The sequence below is a fragment of the Pseudogemmobacter sp. TB195 genome (genome assembly GCF_058313095.1).
This window is the reverse complement of the sequence record NZ_JBZEGG010000023.1, coordinates 30,872-52,266: the sequence shown is the minus strand read 5'-3', so window position 1 is coordinate 52,266 and position 21,395 is coordinate 30,872. Positions and strand designations below refer to the sequence as shown.

At 65.1% G+C, this 21,395-nt stretch carries 22 protein-coding genes; 12 read left to right on the top strand and 10 right to left on the bottom strand.

The window, feature by feature from the left end:
• Window positions 1-140 precede the first annotated feature (140 nt).
• The 6 genes from AC4FS3_RS20930 (at window position 141) to AC4FS3_RS20905 (ending at window position 6,222) form a co-directional block, all read left to right on the top strand.
• Window positions 141-1,724, top strand: coding sequence for a gamma-glutamyltransferase family protein (locus AC4FS3_RS20930; protein ID WP_491022143.1), 1,584 nt, complete (start codon window positions 141-143; stop codon window positions 1,722-1,724).
• A 1-nt stretch (window position 1,725) separates the two neighbouring features.
• Window positions 1,726-2,178, top strand: a complete 453-nt coding sequence (locus tag AC4FS3_RS20925; RefSeq protein ID WP_491022142.1) for a GAF domain-containing protein — start codon at window positions 1,726-1,728, stop codon at window positions 2,176-2,178.
• Window positions 2,178-2,960, top strand: a complete 783-nt coding sequence (locus AC4FS3_RS20920; RefSeq protein WP_491022141.1) for a GFA family protein — start codon at window positions 2,178-2,180, stop codon at window positions 2,958-2,960. The genes AC4FS3_RS20925 and AC4FS3_RS20920 overlap by 1 nt, the downstream gene beginning before the upstream one ends.
• Complete coding sequence (locus tag AC4FS3_RS20915; protein ID WP_491022140.1) at window positions 2,953-3,849, top strand: homocysteine S-methyltransferase family protein; 897 nt, start codon at window positions 2,953-2,955, stop codon at window positions 3,847-3,849. Before AC4FS3_RS20920 ends, AC4FS3_RS20915 begins: the two co-directional genes overlap by 8 nt.
• Window positions 3,846-4,511 carry an RluA family pseudouridine synthase gene (locus AC4FS3_RS20910; protein ID WP_283176920.1) on the top strand — a complete coding sequence of 222 codons (666 nt, stop codon included), beginning with the start codon at window positions 3,846-3,848 and terminating at the stop codon, window positions 4,509-4,511. Before AC4FS3_RS20915 ends, AC4FS3_RS20910 begins: the two co-directional genes overlap by 4 nt.
• 82 nt (window positions 4,512-4,593) lie before the next feature.
• Entirely contained in the window at window positions 4,594-6,222 is a 1,629-nt protein-coding gene (locus AC4FS3_RS20905) for an FMN-binding glutamate synthase family protein (RefSeq protein ID WP_491022139.1), read from the top strand.
• A gap of 99 nt (window positions 6,223-6,321) precedes the next feature.
• Here the strand turns inward: AC4FS3_RS20905 and AC4FS3_RS20900 are convergent, their stop codons facing one another.
• Genes AC4FS3_RS20900 through AC4FS3_RS20890 form a run of 3 tightly spaced genes read right to left on the bottom strand, consistent with a single transcriptional unit; the run spans window position 6,322 to window position 7,978 of the window.
• Entirely contained in the window at window positions 6,322-6,861 is a 540-nt protein-coding gene (locus tag AC4FS3_RS20900) for an NADPH-dependent FMN reductase (RefSeq protein ID WP_491022138.1), read from the bottom strand.
• A 20-nt stretch (window positions 6,862-6,881) separates the two neighbouring features.
• Complete coding sequence (locus tag AC4FS3_RS20895) at window positions 6,882-7,538, bottom strand: LrgB family protein (RefSeq protein ID WP_491022174.1); 657 nt, start codon at window positions 7,536-7,538, stop codon at window positions 6,882-6,884.
• A 47-nt stretch (window positions 7,539-7,585) separates the two neighbouring features.
• Window positions 7,586-7,978, bottom strand: a complete 393-nt coding sequence (locus AC4FS3_RS20890; RefSeq protein WP_491022137.1) for a CidA/LrgA family protein — start codon at window positions 7,976-7,978, stop codon at window positions 7,586-7,588.
• Between the two features lie 245 nt (window positions 7,979-8,223).
• Between AC4FS3_RS20890 and AC4FS3_RS20885 the strand changes: the two genes are divergently transcribed.
• Both AC4FS3_RS20885 and AC4FS3_RS20880 read left to right on the top strand, forming a co-directional pair.
• Window positions 8,224-11,679, top strand: coding sequence for a chromosome segregation SMC family protein (locus AC4FS3_RS20885; protein ID WP_491022136.1), 3,456 nt, complete (start codon window positions 8,224-8,226; stop codon window positions 11,677-11,679).
• Window positions 11,679-12,023, top strand: coding sequence for a hypothetical protein (locus AC4FS3_RS20880; RefSeq protein WP_491022135.1), 345 nt, complete (start codon window positions 11,679-11,681; stop codon window positions 12,021-12,023). The genes AC4FS3_RS20885 and AC4FS3_RS20880 overlap by 1 nt, the downstream gene beginning before the upstream one ends.
• Window positions 12,024-12,048: 25 nt before the next feature.
• On the opposite strand, the gene AC4FS3_RS20875 is transcribed toward AC4FS3_RS20880, so the two are convergent.
• From AC4FS3_RS20875 to cbiB, 4 genes are read right to left on the bottom strand one after another with little or no spacing between them, the layout of a single operon-like run.
• Window positions 12,049-12,600 (bottom strand): hypothetical protein, encoded by a 552-nt coding sequence (locus AC4FS3_RS20875; RefSeq protein ID WP_491022134.1) that lies wholly within the window; start codon window positions 12,598-12,600, stop codon window positions 12,049-12,051.
• Window positions 12,597-13,523 (bottom strand): glycosyltransferase family 2 protein, encoded by a 927-nt coding sequence (locus AC4FS3_RS20870; RefSeq protein WP_491022133.1) that lies wholly within the window; start codon window positions 13,521-13,523, stop codon window positions 12,597-12,599. The genes AC4FS3_RS20875 and AC4FS3_RS20870 overlap by 4 nt, the downstream gene beginning before the upstream one ends.
• Complete coding sequence (locus tag AC4FS3_RS20865) at window positions 13,520-14,737, bottom strand: lytic murein transglycosylase (protein WP_491022132.1); 1,218 nt, start codon at window positions 14,735-14,737, stop codon at window positions 13,520-13,522. The genes AC4FS3_RS20870 and AC4FS3_RS20865 overlap by 4 nt, the downstream gene beginning before the upstream one ends.
• A 10-nt stretch (window positions 14,738-14,747) precedes the next feature.
• Window positions 14,748-15,647: an adenosylcobinamide-phosphate synthase CbiB gene (gene cbiB / locus AC4FS3_RS20860; RefSeq protein WP_491022131.1), complete on the bottom strand. Its 900-nt coding sequence runs from the start codon at window positions 15,645-15,647 to the stop codon at window positions 14,748-14,750.
• A 204-nt stretch (window positions 15,648-15,851) separates the two neighbouring features.
• Between cbiB and AC4FS3_RS20855 the strand changes: the two genes are divergently transcribed.
• Complete coding sequence (locus AC4FS3_RS20855) at window positions 15,852-16,208, top strand: hypothetical protein (RefSeq protein ID WP_092895255.1); 357 nt, start codon at window positions 15,852-15,854, stop codon at window positions 16,206-16,208.
• A gap of 55 nt (window positions 16,209-16,263) precedes the next feature.
• Here AC4FS3_RS20855 and AC4FS3_RS20850 read toward each other — a convergent pair whose 3' ends face one another.
• The gene (locus tag AC4FS3_RS20850; RefSeq protein ID WP_491022130.1) at window positions 16,264-16,806 is read right to left on the bottom strand and encodes a L,D-transpeptidase family protein; all 543 of its coding nucleotides are present in this window, start codon (window positions 16,804-16,806) and stop codon (window positions 16,264-16,266) included.
• Entirely contained in the window at window positions 16,803-17,984 is a 1,182-nt protein-coding gene (locus tag AC4FS3_RS20845; RefSeq protein ID WP_491022129.1) for a MalY/PatB family protein, read from the bottom strand. The genes AC4FS3_RS20850 and AC4FS3_RS20845 overlap by 4 nt, the downstream gene beginning before the upstream one ends.
• A gap of 135 nt (window positions 17,985-18,119) precedes the next feature.
• Between AC4FS3_RS20845 and def (AC4FS3_RS20840) the strand changes: the two genes are divergently transcribed.
• Genes def (AC4FS3_RS20840) through fmt form a run of 3 tightly spaced genes read left to right on the top strand, consistent with a single transcriptional unit; the run spans window position 18,120 to window position 20,048 of the window.
• A complete protein-coding gene (def, locus tag AC4FS3_RS20840) occupies window positions 18,120-18,641 on the top strand; it encodes a peptide deformylase (RefSeq protein WP_283176933.1) in 522 nt (173 codons plus the stop codon).
• Window positions 18,641-19,144 carry a peptide deformylase gene (gene def, locus AC4FS3_RS20835; RefSeq protein ID WP_283176934.1) on the top strand — a complete coding sequence of 168 codons (504 nt, stop codon included), beginning with the start codon at window positions 18,641-18,643 and terminating at the stop codon, window positions 19,142-19,144. Before def (AC4FS3_RS20840) ends, def (AC4FS3_RS20835) begins: the two co-directional genes overlap by 1 nt.
• A 10-nt stretch (window positions 19,145-19,154) precedes the next feature.
• Window positions 19,155-20,048: a methionyl-tRNA formyltransferase gene (fmt, locus tag AC4FS3_RS20830; RefSeq protein WP_491022128.1), complete on the top strand. Its 894-nt coding sequence runs from the start codon at window positions 19,155-19,157 to the stop codon at window positions 20,046-20,048.
• A gap of 87 nt (window positions 20,049-20,135) precedes the next feature.
• On the opposite strand, the gene AC4FS3_RS20825 is transcribed toward fmt, so the two are convergent.
• A complete protein-coding gene (locus AC4FS3_RS20825; protein ID WP_491022127.1) occupies window positions 20,136-21,365 on the bottom strand; it encodes an MFS transporter in 1,230 nt (409 codons plus the stop codon).
• Window positions 21,366-21,395 lie beyond the last annotated feature (30 nt).

Here is a 21,395-nt window from a genome sequence, read left to right as displayed (position 1 = left end):
CAGGGGCGTCAGTGTCCGGCCTCAGCTCTGGCCCCGGCGGGATCGCTGTGGCACCGTGCCGCCAGCCATAAGTCCGGAAACAGGGCCTTAAAGCCCGGAAGCCGGAGACACCAGGCTGACAGGAGGTTACGAGGGGGACTATGCGCGATTTTGAAACACCCGGCCGCTCGGAAGTCATGGCTTTGAATGGCATGGCGGCGACATCGCATCCGCTGGCCTCGCAAACCGCCATCGCAATCCTGCAGGCCGGCGGCAATGCGGTCGATGCCGCCATTGCGGCAGCCATGGTGCAAAATATCGCCGAGCCGCAGATGTGCGGCCTTGGCGGCGATGCTTTCATCCTGCTCAAGCCTGCCGGTCAGGAAGACGTGCTGGCCTTGAACGGATCGGGCCGCGCACCGGCGGGATATTCCGCCGAAAAGTTGCGCGCAGCAGGGCATGACACCGTCCCGACCCATGGAATCGAGCCGGTCACGCTGCCGGGTGGCGTCGATGCGCTTTGCCGGCTGCATGCGGCACATGGCCGCCTGTCTCTGGAAGAAATCCTCGCCCCTGCAATTGGTTACGCAGAAGACGGTATCCCTGTCGCGGCCCGCGCCGCGTTTGACTGGGCCGATGATATCAATATCCTTCGGGGCGATGCGCTGAAATTCTACAGCCTTGATGGCCGCGCCCCGCGCCCGGGCCAGATCTTCCGCGCCCCCGGCCAGGCCGAGGTCATGCGCCGCATCGCCCGCGAAGGCCGCGCCGGGTTCTATGAGGGCGAGGTCGCAGAGGATATGATCGCCTCGCTGAACGCGCTTGGCGGCAGCCATACCGAGGCAGACCTTGCCGCGACCAGCGCAACCTGGGGGGAGCCGGTCGCAGGCCAGTATTCCGGCATTGAATTGCTCGAACATCCGCCCAATGGCCAGGGTGCGACGGCGATTCTGCTTCTGAAGATCCTGTCGCATTTCGACCTCGCCGCAATGGACCCGCTGGGGCCTGCGCGCGCGCATATCGAGACCGAGGCGGCCAAGCTCGCTTATGATGCAAGGAACCGCTTTATCGCCGATCCCGCGCATATGGATCCGGCGCGGCTTGCCACTTTCCTCGACGATGATGCTGCCGCGCGTCTGGCCGCGCTGATCGACCCGAACCGCGCCATGGCTGATCCTGTGCGCCTGTCCGAAGCAGTGCATCGCGACACGATCTGCCTCTCGGTGGTGGATCGCGACCGGATGGCGATCTCGCTGATCTACTCGATTTTCTGGGGGTTTGGCTCGGGACTGGCCTCGCAGAAATTCGGGATCAACTTCCAGAACCGGGGCGCGGGTTTCAGCCTGACCCCTGGTCATCCGAACGAAGCCGGGCCGGGCAAGCGGCCGATGCATACGATCATCCCCGGCATGCTGCGCCGCGAGGGGCGTGTGACCATGCCTTTTGGTGTGATGGGCGGCGCCTATCAGCCGACCGGCCATGCCCGCCTCATCACAAATCTCAGCGACTATGGAATGGAGTTGCAGCAGGCGATCGACGCGCCGCGCCTTTTCGCAGGGCCGGGCGGGCTGGAGGTCGAGCGCGGCTATTCCGACGCCACCCGCGCGCGGCTGGCGGAACTGGGCCATAAGATCGTCGCGCCTGAACAACCACTGGGCGGCGCCCAGGCCATTGTGATTGGCCAGGATGGTGTGCTGACCGGCGGGTCGGATCCGCGCAAAGACGGCTGCGCTTTGGGGTATTGAGATGGATTACGAGACCGCGACGAAGGACATTCTTGCACTGACCCATGGTGAGACGGACAGCGTGGCACTGATGGCGACGCTGGCCTGCGAGATCCATTCCCGCCATCCGCTGTCAGATTGGACCGGTTTCTACCGCGTGACCGCGCCGGAGCTGTTGAAGATCGGCCCTTATCAGGGCGGCCATGGCTGCCTTGTGATCCCGTTTTCGCGCGGCGTTTGCGGGGCGGCGGCGCGCACGGGCGAGGTGCAGAATGTTCCCGATGTCGATGCTTTTCCCGATCACATCGCCTGCGCCTCCTCGACCCGGTCGGAGCTTGTGATTCCGGTCCGCAACGGGGCAGGACGGCTTCTTGGGGTGCTGGATCTCGACAGTAACACCCCCGCGGCCTTTACGCAGGCTGATGAAGACTGGCTGATCCCGCTTTTGGCGCAAGTCTTTGAAAGGGCAGAATAATGCGTGGATCCTGTCACTGCGGATCTGTGGTGTTCGAGGCCGATCCTCCGCTGCGCGAGGTTGTCGCCTGCCATTGCAGCCAGTGCCGCAAGGCTTCGGGCCATTACTGGTCGGCAAGTTCGGTGCCGCTGGAACGTTTTCACCTGATCGAAGATCGCGGCCTGGACTGGTATCGCTCCTCGCCTTCGGCGGAACGCGGGTTTTGCCGGGATTGTGGCGCCAGTCTGTTCTGGAAACCCGAGGGCGAAGCGCGGATCTCTTTTGCTGCCGGGGCGCTTGACGGGCCGACCGGGCTGAAGACCATCGCCCATATTCATAAGGAAGATCGCGGCGATTATTACGAGCCGGAGGGCCCGCCCTGCGCGTCGCAACCGGCAGAGGACTTGCACGGATCCTGTCTTTGCGGCGCGAATGCATTCCGTGTTGCGGGCCCGATGGGGGATGTCGGTGCCTGCCATTGCGGCCAGTGCCGCAAGCTTTCGGGCCATTACTCCGCCAGTTTCTGGGCCGCAGAAGACAGCGTGACCTGGACCGCGCGTGAGACCCGCGAATATGCGACCCCGGGCGGCGGGCGGCGTGGTTTTTGCGCGAAATGTGGCTCTTCGCTGTGGTTTCGCGCCAAAGATGGCAGCTTTTCGATGGAGGCCGGCGCCTTTGACCGCCCCACCGGCGGCCGGTTGACCGGGCATATTTTCATGGCCGAAGCGGGCGATTACTACACGCTCGATGACAACCTGCCACAATGGCAGGTCTGGGATGAAGGGGCCCGGGACGATGGCTGAGATCACGCTGCTGGATGGCGGAATGGGCCAGGAGCTGATCGCGCGCTCGGGGGACGAGCCGACGCCGCTCTGGGCGACGCGGGTGATGATCGACCATCCGGGTCTCGTGAAAGAGATCCATGCCGATTACTTCGCGGCGGGGGCCTCGGTTGCGACCACCAATACCTATTCCGTGTTGCGCGACCGGCTGCAGGGTTTCGGGCTGGAGCCCTGGTTCCAGGCGCTGCATGCCCGTGCTTTGTCCGAAGCGCATGAGGCCCGCGCCGAGGCCGGGCGCGGCATGATCGCGGGGTCAATGGGGCCGCTTGGCGCCAGCTACCGCCCCGATCTGACGCCGCCGGTGGCAGAGTCGCGCGCCGCCTATGCGGAAAAGGTGCGGCTGCTGGCGCCCTATTGTGATGTGATCCTGCTGGAGACGATGTCTTCGCTGGGCCTTGCCGAAGGCGCTTTGGCCGGGGCGGCAGAGGGCGGGATCCCGGTCTGGCTCGCGGTTTCGGTCGACGATCATGACGGGGCGAGGCTGCGCTCGGGCGAGGCGGTTGCAGATCTGGCGGCGCTGGTTGCGAAATACCGCCCGGCGGCGGTGCTGGCGAATTGCTCTGTCCCCGAGGCGATGGGGGCCGCGATGGATGTGATCCGGGGTTTCGGCCTGCCCTTTGGCGCCTATGCCAATGGCTTTACACATATTTCCGGGAATTTCCTGAAGAACGCGCCGACGGTGAAAGAACTCACCCACCGTCACGATCTGAGCCCGGAGAAATACACCGCTTTCGCGCTGGACTGGATCGGGCAGGGCGCCACCATCGTCGGCGGCTGCTGCGAGGTCGGCCCCGCCCATATCCGCCACCTGGCCGGGGCCCTGCGCGCGGCGGGGCACGAGATCCTGTGACCGCATCCAGCCTTCCCGATTTTGTTTATGATCCGCCGGACGTGGCGCTGTCGGTTCTTTATGAGGACCGGCAGATTCTGGTCGTCGATAAGCCTGCGGGGCTTTTATCGGTGCCCGGCAAGCTTGCCGGGCGTGAGGATTGCCTCGTCTCGCGGCTGCAGGCGGAATATTGGGATGCCCTGCTGGTGCACCGTCTGGATTGCGATACATCGGGCGTGATGATTTTTGCGCGCACCAGGATCGCCCAGGGGTTTCTGGGCCAGGAATTCGAAAAGCGCCGTGCGAAGAAGTCATATATCGCAAGGGTATATGGCGAGGTTGACGGCGAGGCCGGCCATATCGACCTGCCGCTTTCAGCCGATTGGCCGAACCGGCCGCGCCAGATGGTCAATCACGCGGAGGGCCGCCCCGCCCAGACCGATTGGGAGGTGGTGGCCCGCGCCCCCGGCGAGACGCGGATGCGGCTCTGGCCCCGGACCGGGCGCAGCCATCAGCTCAGGGTACATATGATGGAGCTGGGCCATCCGATTCTCGGCGACCCGATCTATGCCGCGGGCCCCGCCCGCGAGGCGCCGCGCCTGATGCTGCATGCGGAAACGCTGGGTCTGCACCATCCGGCGACCGGCGTATGGATGGATTTCGCGGCCCCGGTGCCGTTCTGAACCGGTACCGCACGGTTGTTCTGTTAACCCTATGTCAAAATCCGTGGCTAATGCTGCGGCAGTTACGCTTTCGGAGCCAGCGATGAACGTCAGTCCCGCCCTGTTTCAGGTTCGTTATGCCCTGCTGACCTGGCCCGCGATCCTCTTCCTGCCGCTTATTGGGCTGTCATTGCTGATCCCGTCCTGGCGCTGGATGTTTCTGGTGCTGGCAGGGGGGGCGCTGACCCTTGTCCTGCTCGGGCTGCGCGACATCACCCAAAAGCGCCATGCGGTATTGCGCAATTATCCGGTGGCGGCGCGGCTGCGTTTCCTGTTTGAGGGGATCCGCCCGGAGATCCGGCAGTATTTCTTCGAGGATGACAAGGACGGCACGCCCTTTGCCCGCGACAAACGTGCCATCGTCTACCAGCGCGCCAAGAAAGAGCTGGAGACCCGGCCTTTCGGCACGCAATATGATGTTTATAAAGAGCAATACGAATGGCTGCATCATTCGGTGGCGCCAAAACCTCCTGTCACGCATGAGGAATTACGGGTTCTGATTGGCGGCAGCTGTGCGAAACCATATTCGGCGAGCCTGTTGAACATCTCGGCGATGAGCTACGGCTCTTTGTCGTCAAACGCGATCCTCGCGCTGAACAAGGGTGCGAAGGCGGGCGGGTTTTACCATGATACCGGTGAAGGTGGCGTATCGCCCTATCACCGCGAGAATGGCGGCGATCTCGTGTGGGAGCTTGGCTCCGGTTACTTCGGGGCGCGCGGCGGCGATGGCGCTTTCGATCCGGTACGCTTTGCCGAAGGCGCCTCTGATCCGCAGATCCGGATGGTTGAGCTGAAGCTGAGCCAGGGCGCCAAGCCGGGTCATGGCGGTATGTTGCCAGCCGCGAAGATCACCCCAGAGATCGCCGCAATCCGTCATATTCCGATGGGCCAGGATTGTATCTCGCCGCCTTCGCATTCGGCCTTTTCGACACCGGTGGGGCTGTTGGAGTTTGTCGCCAGAATGCGGGAGCTGTCGGGGGGGAAGCCGGCAGGCTTCAAGCTTTGTATCGGGCATCGCTGGGAATTCATGGCGATCTGCAAGGCGATGCTTGAGACCGGTATCACCCCTGATTTCATCGTGATCGACGGCAAAGAGGGCGGCACCGGTGCCGCTCCGATGGAATTCATGGACCATATCGGGACGCCTTTGCGCGACGGGCTGAGCTTTGCCCATAATGCGCTTTTGGGTGTGGGGCTGAGGGATCGGGTCCGGCTGGGGGCGAGCGGCAAGATCGTCTCGGCCTTTGATATGGCGCGGGTGATGGCGCTTGGGGCCGACTGGTGCAATGCGGCGCGGGGCTTCATGTTCGCGGTGGGCTGTATCCAGGCCCAGAGCTGCCATACCGGGGCCTGCCCGACCGGAGTGGCCACCCAGGACCCGGCGCGGGCGCGGGCAATTGTGGTGCCGGATAAGGCGGCACGGGTGACCTCGTTCCAGCGCGGCACATTGCATGCGCTGGCGGAACTGGTCGGTGCGGCGGGGTTGTCGCATCCGTCGGAATTGCGGCCGCATCATTTCCTGCGCCGCGCCGATGCGGATCGGGTGCGGTCCTTTGCCGAGCTTTATGACCAGCTGGAGCCGGGGCAATTGCTGGCCGATCCGCGCGCGGTCCCGGCTTTTGCCGAGGCCTGGGCGCTGTCCAGGGCGGATACATTCGCGCGGATGGGCTGAGCCGGGATCTGGGTCTGCGGTCAGGCGGGGGGCTGTCTGCCCCCCGGGAAGCGGCTTTGGCCGCTTCCTCCCCCCGAGGATATTTAAGGACAGAAAATATCAGCTGGCGGCGGCGCGGAGTTTGGCCATCAGCTGGTCGAGGACTTTCTGGTAGCGCGGATCTTTGAGATGGCCGTTGTCGTCGAAGGCGTTCGAGCTGTCTGCGACGAGAAGTTCGGGCCCGGTCAGGAGGCGCGGCTGGAACGGGGTCAGCATCAGGCGCAGCGCGAATTGCGACCGGTCGCCGCCGCCCCGGCCACCGGCGGCCGAAATGATGGCGACGGGCTTGTCTTCCCAGGGATTGCCTTTGATCCGGCTGACCCAGTCGAGGGCATTTTTCAGCACTCCGGGCGGGGCTTTGTTATATTCCGGGGTGGAGATCACCACGGCATCCGCTTCGGCAATCTGGTCGTAAAGCCGGGTGACACCGGCGGGGTAGCCCTCAGTGCTTTCGAGATCGCCGTCATAAAGGGGCAGGTTCAGGTCGGCCTCGAGCTGGCGGGCCGGGCCGAAGGCCGCGCGGGCCTCGCGCAGGAGCATCCGGTTGGTCGATCCCTGGCGGAGGGCTCCGGCAATGCCGAGAAGGGTGAGGCTGGTCATATCGGTCTCCGGAACAGGGATCAGACGAAAAGGCGCAAAAGGAGCGGGGCGAGGATCGCGGTCATCAGCGCGTTCAGACCCATGCCGAGCCCGGCGAAGGCGCCGGCGGTCGGGTTGACATGGAAGGCGCGCGCCGTGCCGAACCCATGCGCCGCGAGGCCGGTGGCAAAGCCGCGGGCGCGCCAGTCACGGATCCGCAGGGCAGTCAGAAGCGGGGTCGCGCAGGCCGCGCCGCAAAGCCCGGTCAGGAAGACCATCAGTGCGGCCTGGGTGGGCGAGCCGCCGCTTTGTTCGGCGATGCCAAGCGCCACGGCGGCGGTCGCCGATTTCGGCGCCAGCGCCGCAAGAAGCTCTGGACCGACCCCAAAGGCATGGGCAATCAGCAGTGCGGTCAGTATCGCCGTGACCGAGCCCGCCAGCAGTGCGGTCAGAATCGGCAGCGCGGCGCGACGGACCCGGGCGAGATTGTCATAGAGCGGCAGGGCAAGGCAGACCGTCGCCGGGCCCAGCAGGAAATGGACGAATTGCGCGCCCTCGAAATAGGTCTCGAAACTGGTGCCGGTCGTCAGCAGCACAAGCGACAGTGTCGCCATCGCGACAATGGCCGGGTTGAGGGCGGGCATCCGTCCGGTGTAATTGAACACCACGAGACCGAAAGCATAGGCCGCCACCGTCATCGACAGCCACAAAAGCGGATCGCGGGCGAGATAGGTCCAGATATCGGTCACAGGCTGCCCTCCTTGCTGTCTTCTTTGCCGCTGACATCTCCGGTCAGCCGCGCCACCAGCACGAAGGTCAATGCCGCCACCGCAATCGCCGCCAGCGCCGAGACCACGATGGCCAGCAAAAGCGGCAGCGTATTCCCTCCGAGGCTGCCGAGCTGCAACATCGCCCCTACGCCTGCCGGCACGAAGAGCAAAAGCAGATTGCCGAGGATCGTCCCCGCCATGGGCCGGATGACATCGCGCAGCCGCTCGGAGGTGATCAGCCCGGCCAGCATCAGCGCCATGCCAAGGACGGGGCCCGGGATTGGCAGATGGCTCGCCTGGGAGATGACTTCTCCGGTCAGCTGGCAGGCGAGGATGGCGAGGATGGCGAGGATGGTGGGCGGGACCATGGAGCTTGTTTCCGGGGGTGAGGGGCCTTTGCCATGCTGCGATTTTGCGGGGCCGGGAACCAGTGGCGAAATGGTCAGGGCCGCCATGTTTTCGCGCAGCGCCCCGATGCTTTGCCGCAGGGATGCGTCTTTTATGGGGATAACCCCGGGAAATCCGGCTTATCGCCGCGACACGCATTGACCTTGCCTGCTCAAATTCCGAGCATATCCGGCCAAAACAGAACAACGACTCGTGAGGGCGCGGCTTGCGCTTCAGTAAACTCAGGCTCAACGGTTTCAAAAGCTTTGTCGACCCCACGGATCTGGTGATCCATGAGGGGCTGACAGGCGTGGTCGGGCCAAATGGCTGCGGCAAATCCAATCTGCTGGAAGCGCTTCGCTGGGTGATGGGCGAGAACCGTCCGACCGCGATGCGCGGCGCGGGCATGGATGACGTGATCTTCAACGGGGCGGCGACCAGGGGCGCGCGCAACTTTGCCGAAGTCTCGCTGGTGCTCGACAATGCCGACCGGCTGGCGCCTTCGGGGTTCAATGACAGCGATACGATCGAGATCGTGCGGCGTATCACCCGGGATGCCGGTTCAGCCTATAAGGCGAATTCAAAGGATGTGCGGGCGCGCGATGTGCAGATGCTGTTCGCCGATGCCTCGACCGGGTCGCACAGCCCGGCGCTGGTGCGGCAGGGCCAGATTTCCGAACTGATCAATGCGAAACCGAAGGCGCGGCGTCGGGTGCTGGAAGAGGCGGCCGGGATCTCGGGCCTTTATGCCCGCCGCCATGAGGCGGAGCTGAAGCTGACCGGCACCGAGACCAACCTGACCCGGGTCGATGACGTGCTGGAACAGCTGGCACAACAGCTTTCGGTGCTGACCCGCCAGGCTCGCCAGGCCGCGCGCTACCGCGAGATTTCCGATGAGCTGCGGCAATCGGAAGGCATGCTTTTATACCGGCGCTGGCGCGAGGCGGATCTGGCGCGGGGCGAGGCGGAAGGCGCGCTGCGCGACCGGCTGATCGCCCAGGGCCGCGCCGAGATGGCGGCGCGTGACGGCACCAAAGCACGCGAGGCGGCGGAAGAGGGGCTGCCTGCGCGGCGCGAGGAAGAGGCGGTGGCGGCGGCGATCCTGCAGCGCCTCATGTTGCAACGCGACGCGCTTGGCGATCAGGAGAGACAGGCGCTTGCCCGGATCCAGACCCTGCAAGGCCGGATCGGTCAGCTTGGCAATGATATCGAACGCGAGGCGGGGCTGAACCGTGATGCGGGCGAGGTGATCCAGCGGCTGCAATGGGAAATCGACCAGATCGTAAAGGCGCATGAGGGCCATGACGAGCGCCTCGCCGAGGCGGTCGAGGCGGCGCGCGAGGCGGGGGCGATCCTGACGGACCGCGAGACGCTGATGTCCGAGGCGACCGAGGATTCGGCGCGGCTGGCGGCGCGGCATCAGTCGGCTGTGCGGCTGGTGCAGGAAAGCCGCTCAGCGGTCGACCGCGCCGAGGCCGAGGCGCTGCGGGCACGCGATGCAGTGGCGGGGGCCGAGGAAACCCTGGCCGGGGCCGGTGAGGCTTTCGAGGCCGCCGAAGAGGCGCGCGAGGCGGCGGCAGAGCTGACGGAACAGACCGAGGCCGCGCTGGAACTGGCCGAAGAGGCGCGCGCCGAGGCGCAGTCGCGCGAGGCCGAGGCCCGCGCCGCGCGCTCGGGGGCCGAGGGCGAGGCCAATGCGCTGCGCGCCGAACGCGCGGCTCTGGCAAAGCTCGTTGATCGTGAGGCCCAGGCCGGACATCAGCTACTGGACCGTCTGGTGGTCGAGCCTGGATATGAAAAGGCACTTGGCGCGGCTTTGTCGGATGACCTGCGCGCGCCGGAAATTGCAGCGGGAGAGCGCACTGGCTGGGGCCTGCTTGATCCCTATATCACGCCGCAGCCGCTGCCGGCGGGGGCTGCGGCTCTGGGCACGCGCGTCGAGGCGCCGGCAGTGCTGGCGCGCCGTCTGGGCCAGATCGGCGTGGTCAGCCGCGAAGACGGGTTCCGGCTGCAGGCGGATCTGAAACCGGGCCAGCGTCTCGTCAGCCTTGAAGGGGATCTCTGGCGGTGGGACGGCTACCGTTCGGGCGCCGAGGATGCGCCTTCAGCCGCGGCGCTCAGGCTGCAACAGCTGAACCGGCTGCAACGGCTGAAGCAGGATCTTGAGGAGGCGAGCGCCCGGGCTGAGGGCGCAGCCCAAGCGCATGAGGTGCTGCAAACCCGGCTCCAGGACCTGGCCCGCGCCGATCAGATGGCGCGGGAGGCCCGCCGTTCCGCCGATCAGCGCCTTGCCGAGGCCGACCGCGCGCTGTCGAAATCCGAGGCCGAGCGCACGCTTGCCACCGGCCGGCTTGAGGCGGCGCGGATCTCGGTCGCGCGCTATGAGGATGACGCTATGGCCGCCCGCGCCCGGCTGCGCGAGGCCGATACCGCCATGGCCGGGCTGCCGGATCTCGAACAGGCCCGCGAGGCGGTCGAGACCACGCGGATGACGGTCGAGGCGGCGCGTATCACCATGATGACCCGGCGCTCGGGTCATGACGAGTTGCGCCGCGAGGGTGAGGCGCGGGTGCGTCGCCGCCAGGAGGCGCAGAAGGAATTGTCCGGCTGGAATCACCGGCTTGAGACCGCCGGCAAGCGCAGCCAGGAGCTGACCGAGCGCCGCGCCGAGGCCGAGGAGGAGCTGGCCGAGGCCAGTGAGGTTCCCGAGGAAATCGCCGCCAGGCGCGAAGAGCTCAGCGATGCGATCCTTGAGGCCGAAGCCCGCCGCAGCGAGGCCGCGACCGCGCTGATAGCCGCCGAAACCACGCTGCGCGAAGCGCAGATCACCGAACGAGATGCCGAGCGCCTTGCCGGGGAGGCCCGCGAAACCCGCGCCCGCGCCGAGGCGCGTCTCGATGCCGCCCGCGAAGGGGTGGCCCATGCCGCCGAGCGTATCGCCGAAGAAGAAGACCGCACGCCGCAGGAATTGCTGGCCTCGCTGAAAACCGATCCCGAGAAGATGCCGGATGCGGACAGCCTTGACCAGGACGTGCAGCGCCTGAAACGCCAGCGCGAGGCGCTTGGCGCCGTCAACCTGCGCGCCGAAGAGGACGCGAAAACGATTGACGCCGAATATCAACAGCTTGCGACCGAGAAAACCGATCTCGAAGAAGCTGTCCGCAAGCTCCGCGCCGGGATCCAGGGGCTGAATAAAGAAGGCCGCGAGCGTTTGCTGACGGCATTCGAACAGGTCAACAGCAATTTCTCGATGCTTTTCACCCATCTTTTCGGCGGTGGCGAGGCCCGCCTCGTGCTGGTCGAATCCGATGATCCGCTGGAAGCCGGGCTGGAGATCATGTGCCAGCCGCCCGGCAAACGCCTTGCGACGCTGTCGCTGCTTTCCGGGGGCGAACAGACGCTGACCGCACTGGCGCTGATCTTCGGGGTCTTTCTGGCCAATCCGGCGCCGATCTGCGTGCTCGACGAGGTCGATGCGCCGCTTGATGATGCGAACGTCACACGCTTCTGCGACCTGATGGATGAGATGACCCGCCGCACCGAGACCCGCTTCCTTGTCATCACCCACCATGCGGTGACCATGGCGCGGATGGACCGGCTTTTCGGCGTCACCATGCAGGAACAGGGCGTCAGTCAGCTGGTCTCGGTTGATCTGCGCAAAGCCGAGGCTCTTGTCGCCTGATGCAGTCTCTTCTCGAAAAAGCAGGCTTTCCCGGCATCGAGCCTGATGGCGATACGATCTGGGCGCGGCTTTCCGCCTCTGGCCCCGAATTTCGCGCCGATCCGGAAGGCGCGGCCTGGATCCTGACACTGCTCTGGCCGGTGCGGCTCGACCCGAACACGATGGCCCGCTGGAACAGTCAGAACCCCGGCGCCTTTCTCGATCTGGCCGGCGGCGAGACCCGGCTGCGCATGGGGGCAGAGACCACTGCCGATCTCGATATCTGGGCCAAAGCGGCTGAGGATATGGTCCAGACCTGCCTCAGCTTCCGCCGCGCCCAACGCGCGCGGGGCGAGGGGATGTAGGCCCTCCCGCCCGGGACAGCCCCGGTCAGCCCCGCGAGATCACACGGATCGCATCCCCCTGGTGTAAAACCCCGTCACGCTCGATCGAACACAGGATGCCGCGCAGCCTGAGCGCGCGATGTTCGGGCAGGTTCACCCAGGTCATGGCATCTGCGCCATAGCGCACTTTCCATTTCACGCAGCCATCATTGAACACGTCCGACACCCGAAGCACCGCCGTTCCTGCCTCAAGCAGGGAGCCGACCGGCAGATTGGCCTCGGATGTGTCGAGATCGGCGATCACCGGATCGCCCGGATGGACGACCGCTTCCGGATCGGGCCGCACCAGATCATGCACCCGCGCCGGCAGGATCGAGACCTGGATCGCGGGGTTGGGCGCGCCATTTTCCAGCCGGAGCCAGGGCTCTTTCGACCAGCGCTCGCCGGGAATGCCGCCCGCGACGGTCAGGGTCAGGTTGTCCGGATGTTCGCGCAGATTGCGCCCCGGGCGGAAGGTCAGCTGCCGCGCAACCGTCACCTCTTTCGGTGCAGCGGTCACATGGCCGAGCGCTGCCATCAGGCTTTCCATTGGGGTCATGTCCCGCTCCCTTCCGATCCGCTTTCGGGCAGTTTCGCGACCCGGGTGCGCAGGTCAAGCCGAGCCTCCACCAGCCGCCCGGCCTCGCGCAAAAGATCTGTCCCCCGACCCGGCATCTGGGTCACCTGGTAGAAATCCGCGATCTGACCGGGGCTGGCCGCCATCAGCCAGGCCTGCATTTCGGGCCGGTATTGATAGGCGCCGCGCGTCAGGCGGAAGGGCAGGACCGAAAGCCAGTCCTCCCGGTCCTGGGCGTGGAAATGCAAAAGTTTGAGCCCGGGGTGAAAGCCCGGCCCCGGCAGCCGCTCGCCGCCGATAAACGCGCCATGAAGGCGCGGCGACAGCCCCGGCACGCCTGAGCGGAAAAACACCTTGCCGGCGGAATGCGACAGCATCGCCTCGGGCAGGATATCGGCATAATCGCCTAAGGTCGGCCCGCGCAGCCCCTTATGCCGCGGCTTCAGCGCGCCGCGAAAGACGCGGGCGGTATAGATGTCATCGGAAAGATCCGGTTCATGCAGCGCCTCGAAAGGTTCGATCCGGCACAGGATGTCTCTGGCGGGCAGGCTGCCCAGCACTTCGGCCACCAGCCGCACCGGCCAGATGAACTCATCGACATCAATATGGCCAAGCCAGTCACTGCCGCCCGCGCGGTAGACCATTCCCGCGTTCTTCGCCTGGCGGTTCTGATGCCGGTCGGGCCGGCCGCCAAGCGCCCGCCAGTGCCCTGCATTACAGGCGATCAGCCGCACCCGCGAAAGGCGTCGCGCCGCAATCGCCGCCAGCGCCGGATCGTCAGGGTCATCAAAGCAGAGCGTAATCTGATCCGCGCCAAGATCCAGATGCCAGGCAAGAAAGGCGAGGATCTTCTCCTCGGGCGCTTTCACCGTGGCAACCAGCGCCCAGCTGGCGGTCTGTTTCACAGGAGATCCAGAAGTTCCCGCGTCGGCCAGGCATCTGCCGGCAGGCCGAGGCGTTGTTGTTCCGCCTGGATCGCGCGCCGGGTGCCCGCGCCCAGAACCCCGTCAATCTTGCCGACATCATATCCAAGCGCCTGCAGCTTTTCCTGCAAGGCCCTCATATCCTCATCGGGCAGCAGCGGGTCGGGCGAAGTGTTCAGCGCCGGCTCCGCCCCTTCGATCAGGGTGGCGAAATAGGCGGCGGTGGTCACATAGGTCAGGCTTTTGTTCCATTCCAGCAGGACCTGGAAGTTCGGAAAGACCAGGAAAGCCGGCCCCTTGCGGCCCTGCGGCAGCAAAAGCGAGGCCTCGAGCTCTGCCGGCAGCGTATTGCCGCGCCGGGGCGCCACGCCAAGCGCTGCCCATTGCGCGACCGGCAGGTCCTTGTCGAGCCCGCTCAGCGCCCAGTCGAAGGTCTCGGGCAGCACAACCTCGGTCAGCCAGGGCTCGCCCGCGCGCCAGCCGTGATGTTTCAGCATATTCGCGCCCGACAGCAGCGCATCCGGGACCGAGGATTTCAGCCGCACATGCCCGTCGCCATCGCCGTCAATGCCGCGTTCCAGAATGTCCTTCGGCAGCATCTGCACCATGCCAATCTCGCCCGCCCAGGCCCCTGTCGTGTCGAGCGGCAGATCGCCATTCGCGAAAAGCCGCATCGCGGCAAAGGCCTGGGGGCGGAACATTTCGGGTCGCCTGCAATCCCAGGCGAGGGTGAGGATCGCGGCGCGGGTATTGTAATTGCCCTGGAAGCGGCCGAAATCGGTTTCAAACCCCCAGATCGCCAGCATCACCCCGGGCGGAATGCCATAGGTGCTTTCGGCTTTCGCAAAAAGCGGCTGATGGGCGTCCCAGGCGAGCATGGCATCGGGCAGGCGCGTGTCGCCGATCAGGCTCTGCGCGAATTCGAGGAAAGGTTTGCGAAACACCCCCTGACGCTGATCGGCCCTGAGAATCTCGGGCTCGGCACGGGCCCCTGCAAGCCAGCCCTCCACCGCCGCCTCAGGAAGGCCCTCGGCCAGGGCCTCATCGTGCAGCCCCGCAAGGAACCCGGGAAAGCTGCCACCGCAGGGCACCTGGGCTGCTGGCTCAGATGTGGGGGCCTCAGGGAGGGGCGGCGGAGTTTCTGCCCGGGCAGAAAAGGGGGCCAGCATTGCGGCTATGATCAGGGGTCTCAGCATGGGCGCGAAGCTAGACGAGCGCGGCCATGAGGGCAATTGCCAGCATCAGTGCCCAGGCCCGCCAAAGCGCGCGGCAGGCGGCGTCAATATCTTCGGGCCCGGCATCGCGGCGCCCTTCGGGCCAGACCCAGGGGTACCAGCGCATTTCACCATTATAACTGCGCGGGCCGGAAAGCGCGACATTCAGAATGGGCGCGAGGGTGGATTCCGGCCAGCCGGCATTCGGACTGCGATGCTGCGGCGCATCGCGCAGCACCGGGCGCGGATCCAGCCAGCCATGTGACAGCGCGAGTAACAAAGACGTCAGCCGCGCGGGGATCAGATTCAGCAGGTCATCAAGCCGCGCAGCGGCCCAGCCGAATTCGCGATGGCGCGGTGTCATATGTCCGATCATCGAATCGGCGGTATTTGTGATCTTGTAGATCAGAATGCCCGGCAGACCGGCGATAAGGAACCAGAAAACCGGCGCAATCACCCCATCCGAGAGATTTTCCGCCGCCGATTCAATCGCGGCGCGGGCGACATCAGGCTCGCGCATGTCCCTGGTGTCGCGCCCGACGATCATCGCGACCGCCCGCTTGCCCTCGTCCAGCGAGCGGCGCAGCCCGTCGGCCACCGCCCGCACATGATCAACCAGCGAGCGCTGCGCGATCAGAATGGCGGCGATCACGGTCTCGATCACGCCATGATATGGCAGCCTGCCAATGAGCCAGCCTGCAAGACCCGCGCCAAGAACCAGGGCGGCCATCACCAGAACCCCTTTGAGCCGCCGCGCCGTCCCCTCGTTGAACCGCCGGTCCGCCAGGCCGATCAGCCGGCCCATCAGCACCGCCGGATGCGGCAGGTGGCGCCAGATCCAGGCGGGCTCGCCAAAGGAGGCGTCGAGAATCATGGCAAGAACCAAAACCATGCCGGACCCCGTGCTGGTGGTTGCGAATCATCTGACAGGGAAGTGAACCGGATCGGCTGCGCGGGCAAGCGGGCATTGAGCGGCCCCCGCCTGCGGCATTGTCGCCACGAAGGCTTCATCTTTTTGTGGTAAAGTGCTGGCATGGTGAGAGGGGCTTGATTTCACGGGCTTTCGGGTTTGTGCTGGGCTCAGGAGGGGACGGACATGCTGGAATATCTGCCCAAGGAGTTGCGCGATCATCTCGATGCCGCCCGCAAGCGTCAGCAAAGGCGCAAATCGCGGATGCGGGTCGAACTTGGCGATCTGCTGGTCTACCCGGTGCTGCGGTTCTGGCAGGGCGGTTTTTCGCTTGATGCAGATCTGGTGCCGGCGCGCCTGCGGGGGCTGGTCGATATCTACGATGGCCCGCGCCATGTGTTTCAGTGCCTGATCGTTGCCACAGAAATCGTTGATGGCGAGCTGGTCTGCGACTTCAAACGTCTGACTCCCGTGACGAATCGCCCAGCACTTGATTACTGGCGCGAGGATGAAGGGCCGGCGGGGTATTTGCCATCCGCGTAAGGGGGCACCGCCCCCTCCACCCCCGGGAGGCTTCCTCACCTGGCCAGAGGCGCCGTCACGGTCGGATTTCGACCATGGTTCCAACAGGCGTCGCCGCCCAGATTTCACGCATTTCCGCATTGCTTATGGCGATGCAGCCTGCGGTCCAGTCAGTTGCGATAAGTGTTTCATCGGGAACCATATTCGGCTGGCCATGGATCATGATATCGCCCCCGGGCGAATAGCCGCCGGCCCGGGCGCGCGCGCGATCTGCGGGCTTTGGATAATCGAGCCCCAGTGAGAGGTGATAGGCAGACTGGTCATTGCGGCGGTCGATGCGGAATTCGCCTTCCGGGGTACGGCCATCGCCCTCACGGTTCTTGTCGCCTGTCGGTGAAAAGCCAAGCGCGATTCGGTAGACGCGGACCTCGCGCCCCTCCTGGATCAGTGCCATCCGCCTTGCGGCTTTTTCGATCACGATACGCTCGATCTGGCCGGTCAGCGGCGGCAGCGGCGCTGGCGGCATGACGGGCGGCGGCACTGGTTGCCAGAGCATCCAGGCCGCCAGCGCCAATGCGCCGAGGCTGAGGAGTGTGAAACCCCGCGCCAGCCGCCTCATTGCAGATCGGCAAAGACGCTTTGCAGCCGGGTGATTGCTTCTTCGATCTGCGCCCGGGGTGCGGCGATATTGAAGCGGATGAAACTCTCGCCGCCCTTGCCGAAACTGTCGCCGTGATTGGTCGCAATGGCGGCCTGGGTCTCGACCCGCGCCAGCATCTCGGCTTTGCTCAGCCCGGTGCCTGAGAAATCCACCCAGGAGAGGTAGGTCGCCTCGAGGGCCATGGATTTCAGCCCGGGGATCGCATTGACCGCTGCGTCAAACAGCTGCCGGTTGCCGTCGAGATAGGTCATCAGCGCATCGACCCAGGCGGCCCCCTCGGGTGAGCAGGCGGCGGTGACCATATGCATCCCGAAACTATTGGGCGAGATGCCGATCGCGCCCATGACGCTTGCGAATTTCCGCCGCAACCCCTCATCCGCGATGATCACATTGCCGATATGGGCGCCCGCGATGTTGAAGGTCTTGGTTGTCGCGGTCAGCATCACCAGCCGGTCGGCGATCTCGGGCGCGGCCTTCGGCATGACGATATGGCGCTGGCCGGGATAGGTCAGATCGAAATGGATCTCATCCGAGACGAGGATCAGATCGTGGCGTTTCGCGAAATCTGCGATCTCGCGCAGCTCAGGCCCGGTCCAGACCCTTCCGCCGGGGTTATGCGGCGAGCACAGGATCAGCATGGTCTCGCGCCCGGTCAGCTGCGCATCCCAGGCGGCGATGTCCAGCTCATAGCGGCCGGAGGTGTTTTTCAGCGCGCATTCCACCACCTCACGCCCCGAGGCGCGGATGGTGCGGGCGAAGGCGTGATAGACCGGCGTCATCAGGACAACGCCGTCCCCGGGTTGCGTAAAGGCCTGCAGGCAGAGCCCCACCGCATTCACCAGCCCATGGGTGGTGAAGATATGCGAAGGATCGGGCTTCCAGCCGTGGCGGGTTTTCATCCACCAGACCAGGGCTTCGAGATAGGGGCGCTCATCGCCGAAATAGCCGTAAACCCCATGATCGAGCATCTTTTGCAGCGCAGCCTGCACCGCTGCCGGCGGGGGGAATTCCATATCCGCGACCCACATCGCAAGGCCCCGGTCATGCGGGATGCCGTAAAGCGTCTCCATCATGTCCCATTTCACGCAATGAGAGCCGAAACGGTTGATGGGCGTATCGAAATCGGGGCGGGTCATGGGGCGTCTTTCTGCACAATACCCGGAATGGCTAGCCCGTGACGGCCAGGCGATCAAGGCGGCTGTCTGCGGGCCTCACGCAGATATGCGCAAATCCCTTGCAGGGAAGGGGGGGGATGACCTAAATCCCCCTCCATGTTGCGCTCCATCCTGATCCATCCCGATCCCCGCCTGAAAAAGCTCTGCGATCCCGTGACCGAGGTCTCGGACGAAATCCGCAGGCTGGCCGATGATATGCTGGAAACCATGTATGACGCACCGGGCGTTGGCCTCGCGGCACCGCAGATCGGTGTGATGAAGCGGCTTCTGGTGATGGATTGCATCAAGGAGGGCACGCCCGAGCCGATGGCGCTGATCAACCCCGAGGTCATCTGGTCATCGGAAGATCTGAACATCTATGAGGAAGGCTGTCTTTCCATCCCGGATCAATATGCCGAGGTGAAGCGCCCCGCGCTGGTCACTGTGCGCTGGACCGGGCTCGATGGCAAAACCGATGAGCGGACGTTTGAAGGCCTCTGGGCCACCTGCGTCCAGCATGAGATCGACCATCTGAACGGCAGGCTGTTCATTGACTATCTCGGGCCGCTGAAGCGCCAGATGATTACCCGCAAGATGGAAAAGCTGAAGCGCGAACGTGCGCGTTCGGAAGGCATGTGATGGCTGTACGTGTCTGCGTGCCTTACCCAAATCCGGTGCTGAAGGCGCCGGCGGCGGATGTGGCAGAGATCACCGATGAGGTGCGCGCGATCTGGCGCGACATGGTTGATACCATGGAGGCGATGCCGGGCTACGGTCTTGCCGCTGTGCAGATCGGGGTGCCTTTGCGGCTTGCCGTGGTGGATTGTTCCGAGGCGCGCGGCCAGGCGGTGCTGATGGCGAACCCCGAGGTGATCCATGCCTCGGTGCAGCCGCGCGACCATGAAGAGGCCTCGCCCAATCTGCCGGGCGTCTCAGCCAGGGTAACGCGGCCGCGCGCGGTGACGGTAAGGTTCCTGAACGCAGAGGGCCAGATCGAAGAGCGCGATTTCGTGCATCTCTGGGCGACATCGGCGCAGCACCAGATCGACCATCTGGCGGGCAAGATGTATTTCGACCATCTCTCGCCCCTGAAACGGAAAATGCTGATCGCGAAGGCGGAGAAGATCCGCAAACGCGGCTGAGGAGGCGCGGATGCGGGTGATTTTCATGGGCACGCCGGAGTTTTCGGTGCCGGTGCTCGAAGCGCTTCATGCGAGCCATGAGATTGTCGGCGTCTGGTCGCAGCCGCCCCGGCCCGCCGGGCGCGGCAAAGAGCTGCGCAAAACCCCGGTCCATGCCCGGGCCGAGGCGCTTGGGTTGATGGTTCACACCCCCGAACGGCTGCGCGGGCCGGAAGATCAGGCCGTGTTTGCGGCATTGAAGGCCGATGTGGCGGTAGTGGTCGCTTACGGGCTGATCCTGCCCCAGGCGGTTCTGGATATGCCTGCGCGGGGGTGTCTGAACATCCATGCCTCGCTTTTGCCGCGCTGGCGCGGTGCGGCACCGATCCAGCGCGCGATCATGGCGGGGGATGCGGCGACCGGCATTTGCATCATGCAGATGGAGGCGGGGCTTGATACCGGCCCGGTTCTGTTGCGTGAGGAAACCCGGATCGGTGCGGAGGAGACGGCCCTCGATCTGCATGACCGGCTGTCCGCGCTGGGCGCCGGAACGATTATCGCGGCGCTTGACCAGCTGGACGGGCTCGTGCCGGCGCGCCAGCCTGAAGAGGGCGTAAGTTATGCCGAGAAGATCGACAAGGCCGAGGCAAAGATCGACTGGACGCGCCCCTGCGATGCGGTCGACCGTCAGATCCGCGGTCTCTCGCCCTTTCCGGGGGCCTGGACTCAGGTGGGAGCGGAACGGGTGAAGCTGCTGCGTTCGCGGATCGAAGCCGGTGCGGGAGCCCCCGGCGAGGTGCTGTCCGGCTTCACCATCGCCTGTGGTGAGGGGGCGGTGACGGTGACCGAGGCGCAGCGCGAGGGCAAGAAACCGATGCCTGCCGCCGAGGTGCTCAAAGGCCTCACTTTGCCCCCCCGTCTTTAAGACCGGAGGCCAGCCACCTTTTGCAGGAAGCTGGCTCGCGGCTGACCGGGGGGCCGGTTTTCGCAGCGAAAACCGGACAAATTTCTTTTAAGAAATTTGGTCCCCACCGCCGCGCGAGGGGCGTTCCACTCCCAGCCGCGGATGGAGTGCGCCTGCGATCCACCAGCAGCCGAGAAAGCCAAGGCCCGCCACGACAAAGATCCCGGGAACTGGCGCGAAGAACAGGATGAGCCAGGCGATCCCGGGCGTCAGGATGCCCGAGACATCGCGGAAACTGGCATAGACGGCTGCCATTTCAGTACGCTCAGAGGGTTTGACCGACATCAGGAAGGGCAGCCCGCCGACGACATCCAGTGTCACGAAGCAAAAGCTTGCCGCGAGGCAAAGTGCAACCGCGATCCAGGGCAGGACCGACAGCATCGCCGCCGCCAGCATGAGGCCGCCGCCCGCCAGAAAAGCCAGCCGCACCGAGCGGCGCACCGAGAACCGGCGCGCGGCGCGGTTGATGGCCGGCGCGAGGAACAGGAACGTGTTCGAGACCGATAATACGATGCCGCCGGTCTTGTCGCTCAGACCCGACTGGACGCAATAGATCGGCAGATAGACGATATAGACCCACCAGCCGCAGGACCGCATCACCGCGAAGGTCCAGCCCGCGATCAGCCTTGGCTGGCGCAGAAAGCGCGACAGAAACCCCAGCGGGTTGACCGCCGGCCGGCGCGCCCGCGAGATCTGGCGGCCATTTCCCAGCCTCAGCCACCAGAAGACCCCGATCAGCACCAGCGCAAAAAAGCCCGAGAGCAGGAAGGGCGCCGGCGCCCATTGGTGATGCAGCCAGACCCCCAGCACCGGCCCCACCGCCCAGGGGATAGCGGCATAGGCCATCTGCACCCCCTGACTGTGACCCAGCCGGGTGCGTTCGACATAATCCAGCACATAGGCGTTGAGACAGATGAACACCGTCGCCGTCGCCATCGCATTGCAGATCAGCGCGAGCGAGATCGTCAGCGGCGTGCCGCAGACCGCCAGCGCGGTGCCGACAAGATACAGCACCGCCCCCCCGGTATAAGTCCAGCGGCGCGGCAGGAAACGGGTCACCCCCGGCACCATCAGCCCACAAAACAGCGCGACAAACCCCGCCGCCAGATAGGCGACCGAGGTCTTCTGCGCGTCGCCAAGGCTCTGATAGACCGCCAGGGGCATGGCCGAGACCAGCATACCGCGGACAGCGGCCTCAAGCCCGGCAAGCAGTGCGAAATGCTCAACCTTCGGCACCGGACTGTGTTTGAGAGCAAGGGGGAGATCGTAATGGCCCATGCCGCCGACCACACTCCGAAAGAGAAGCCC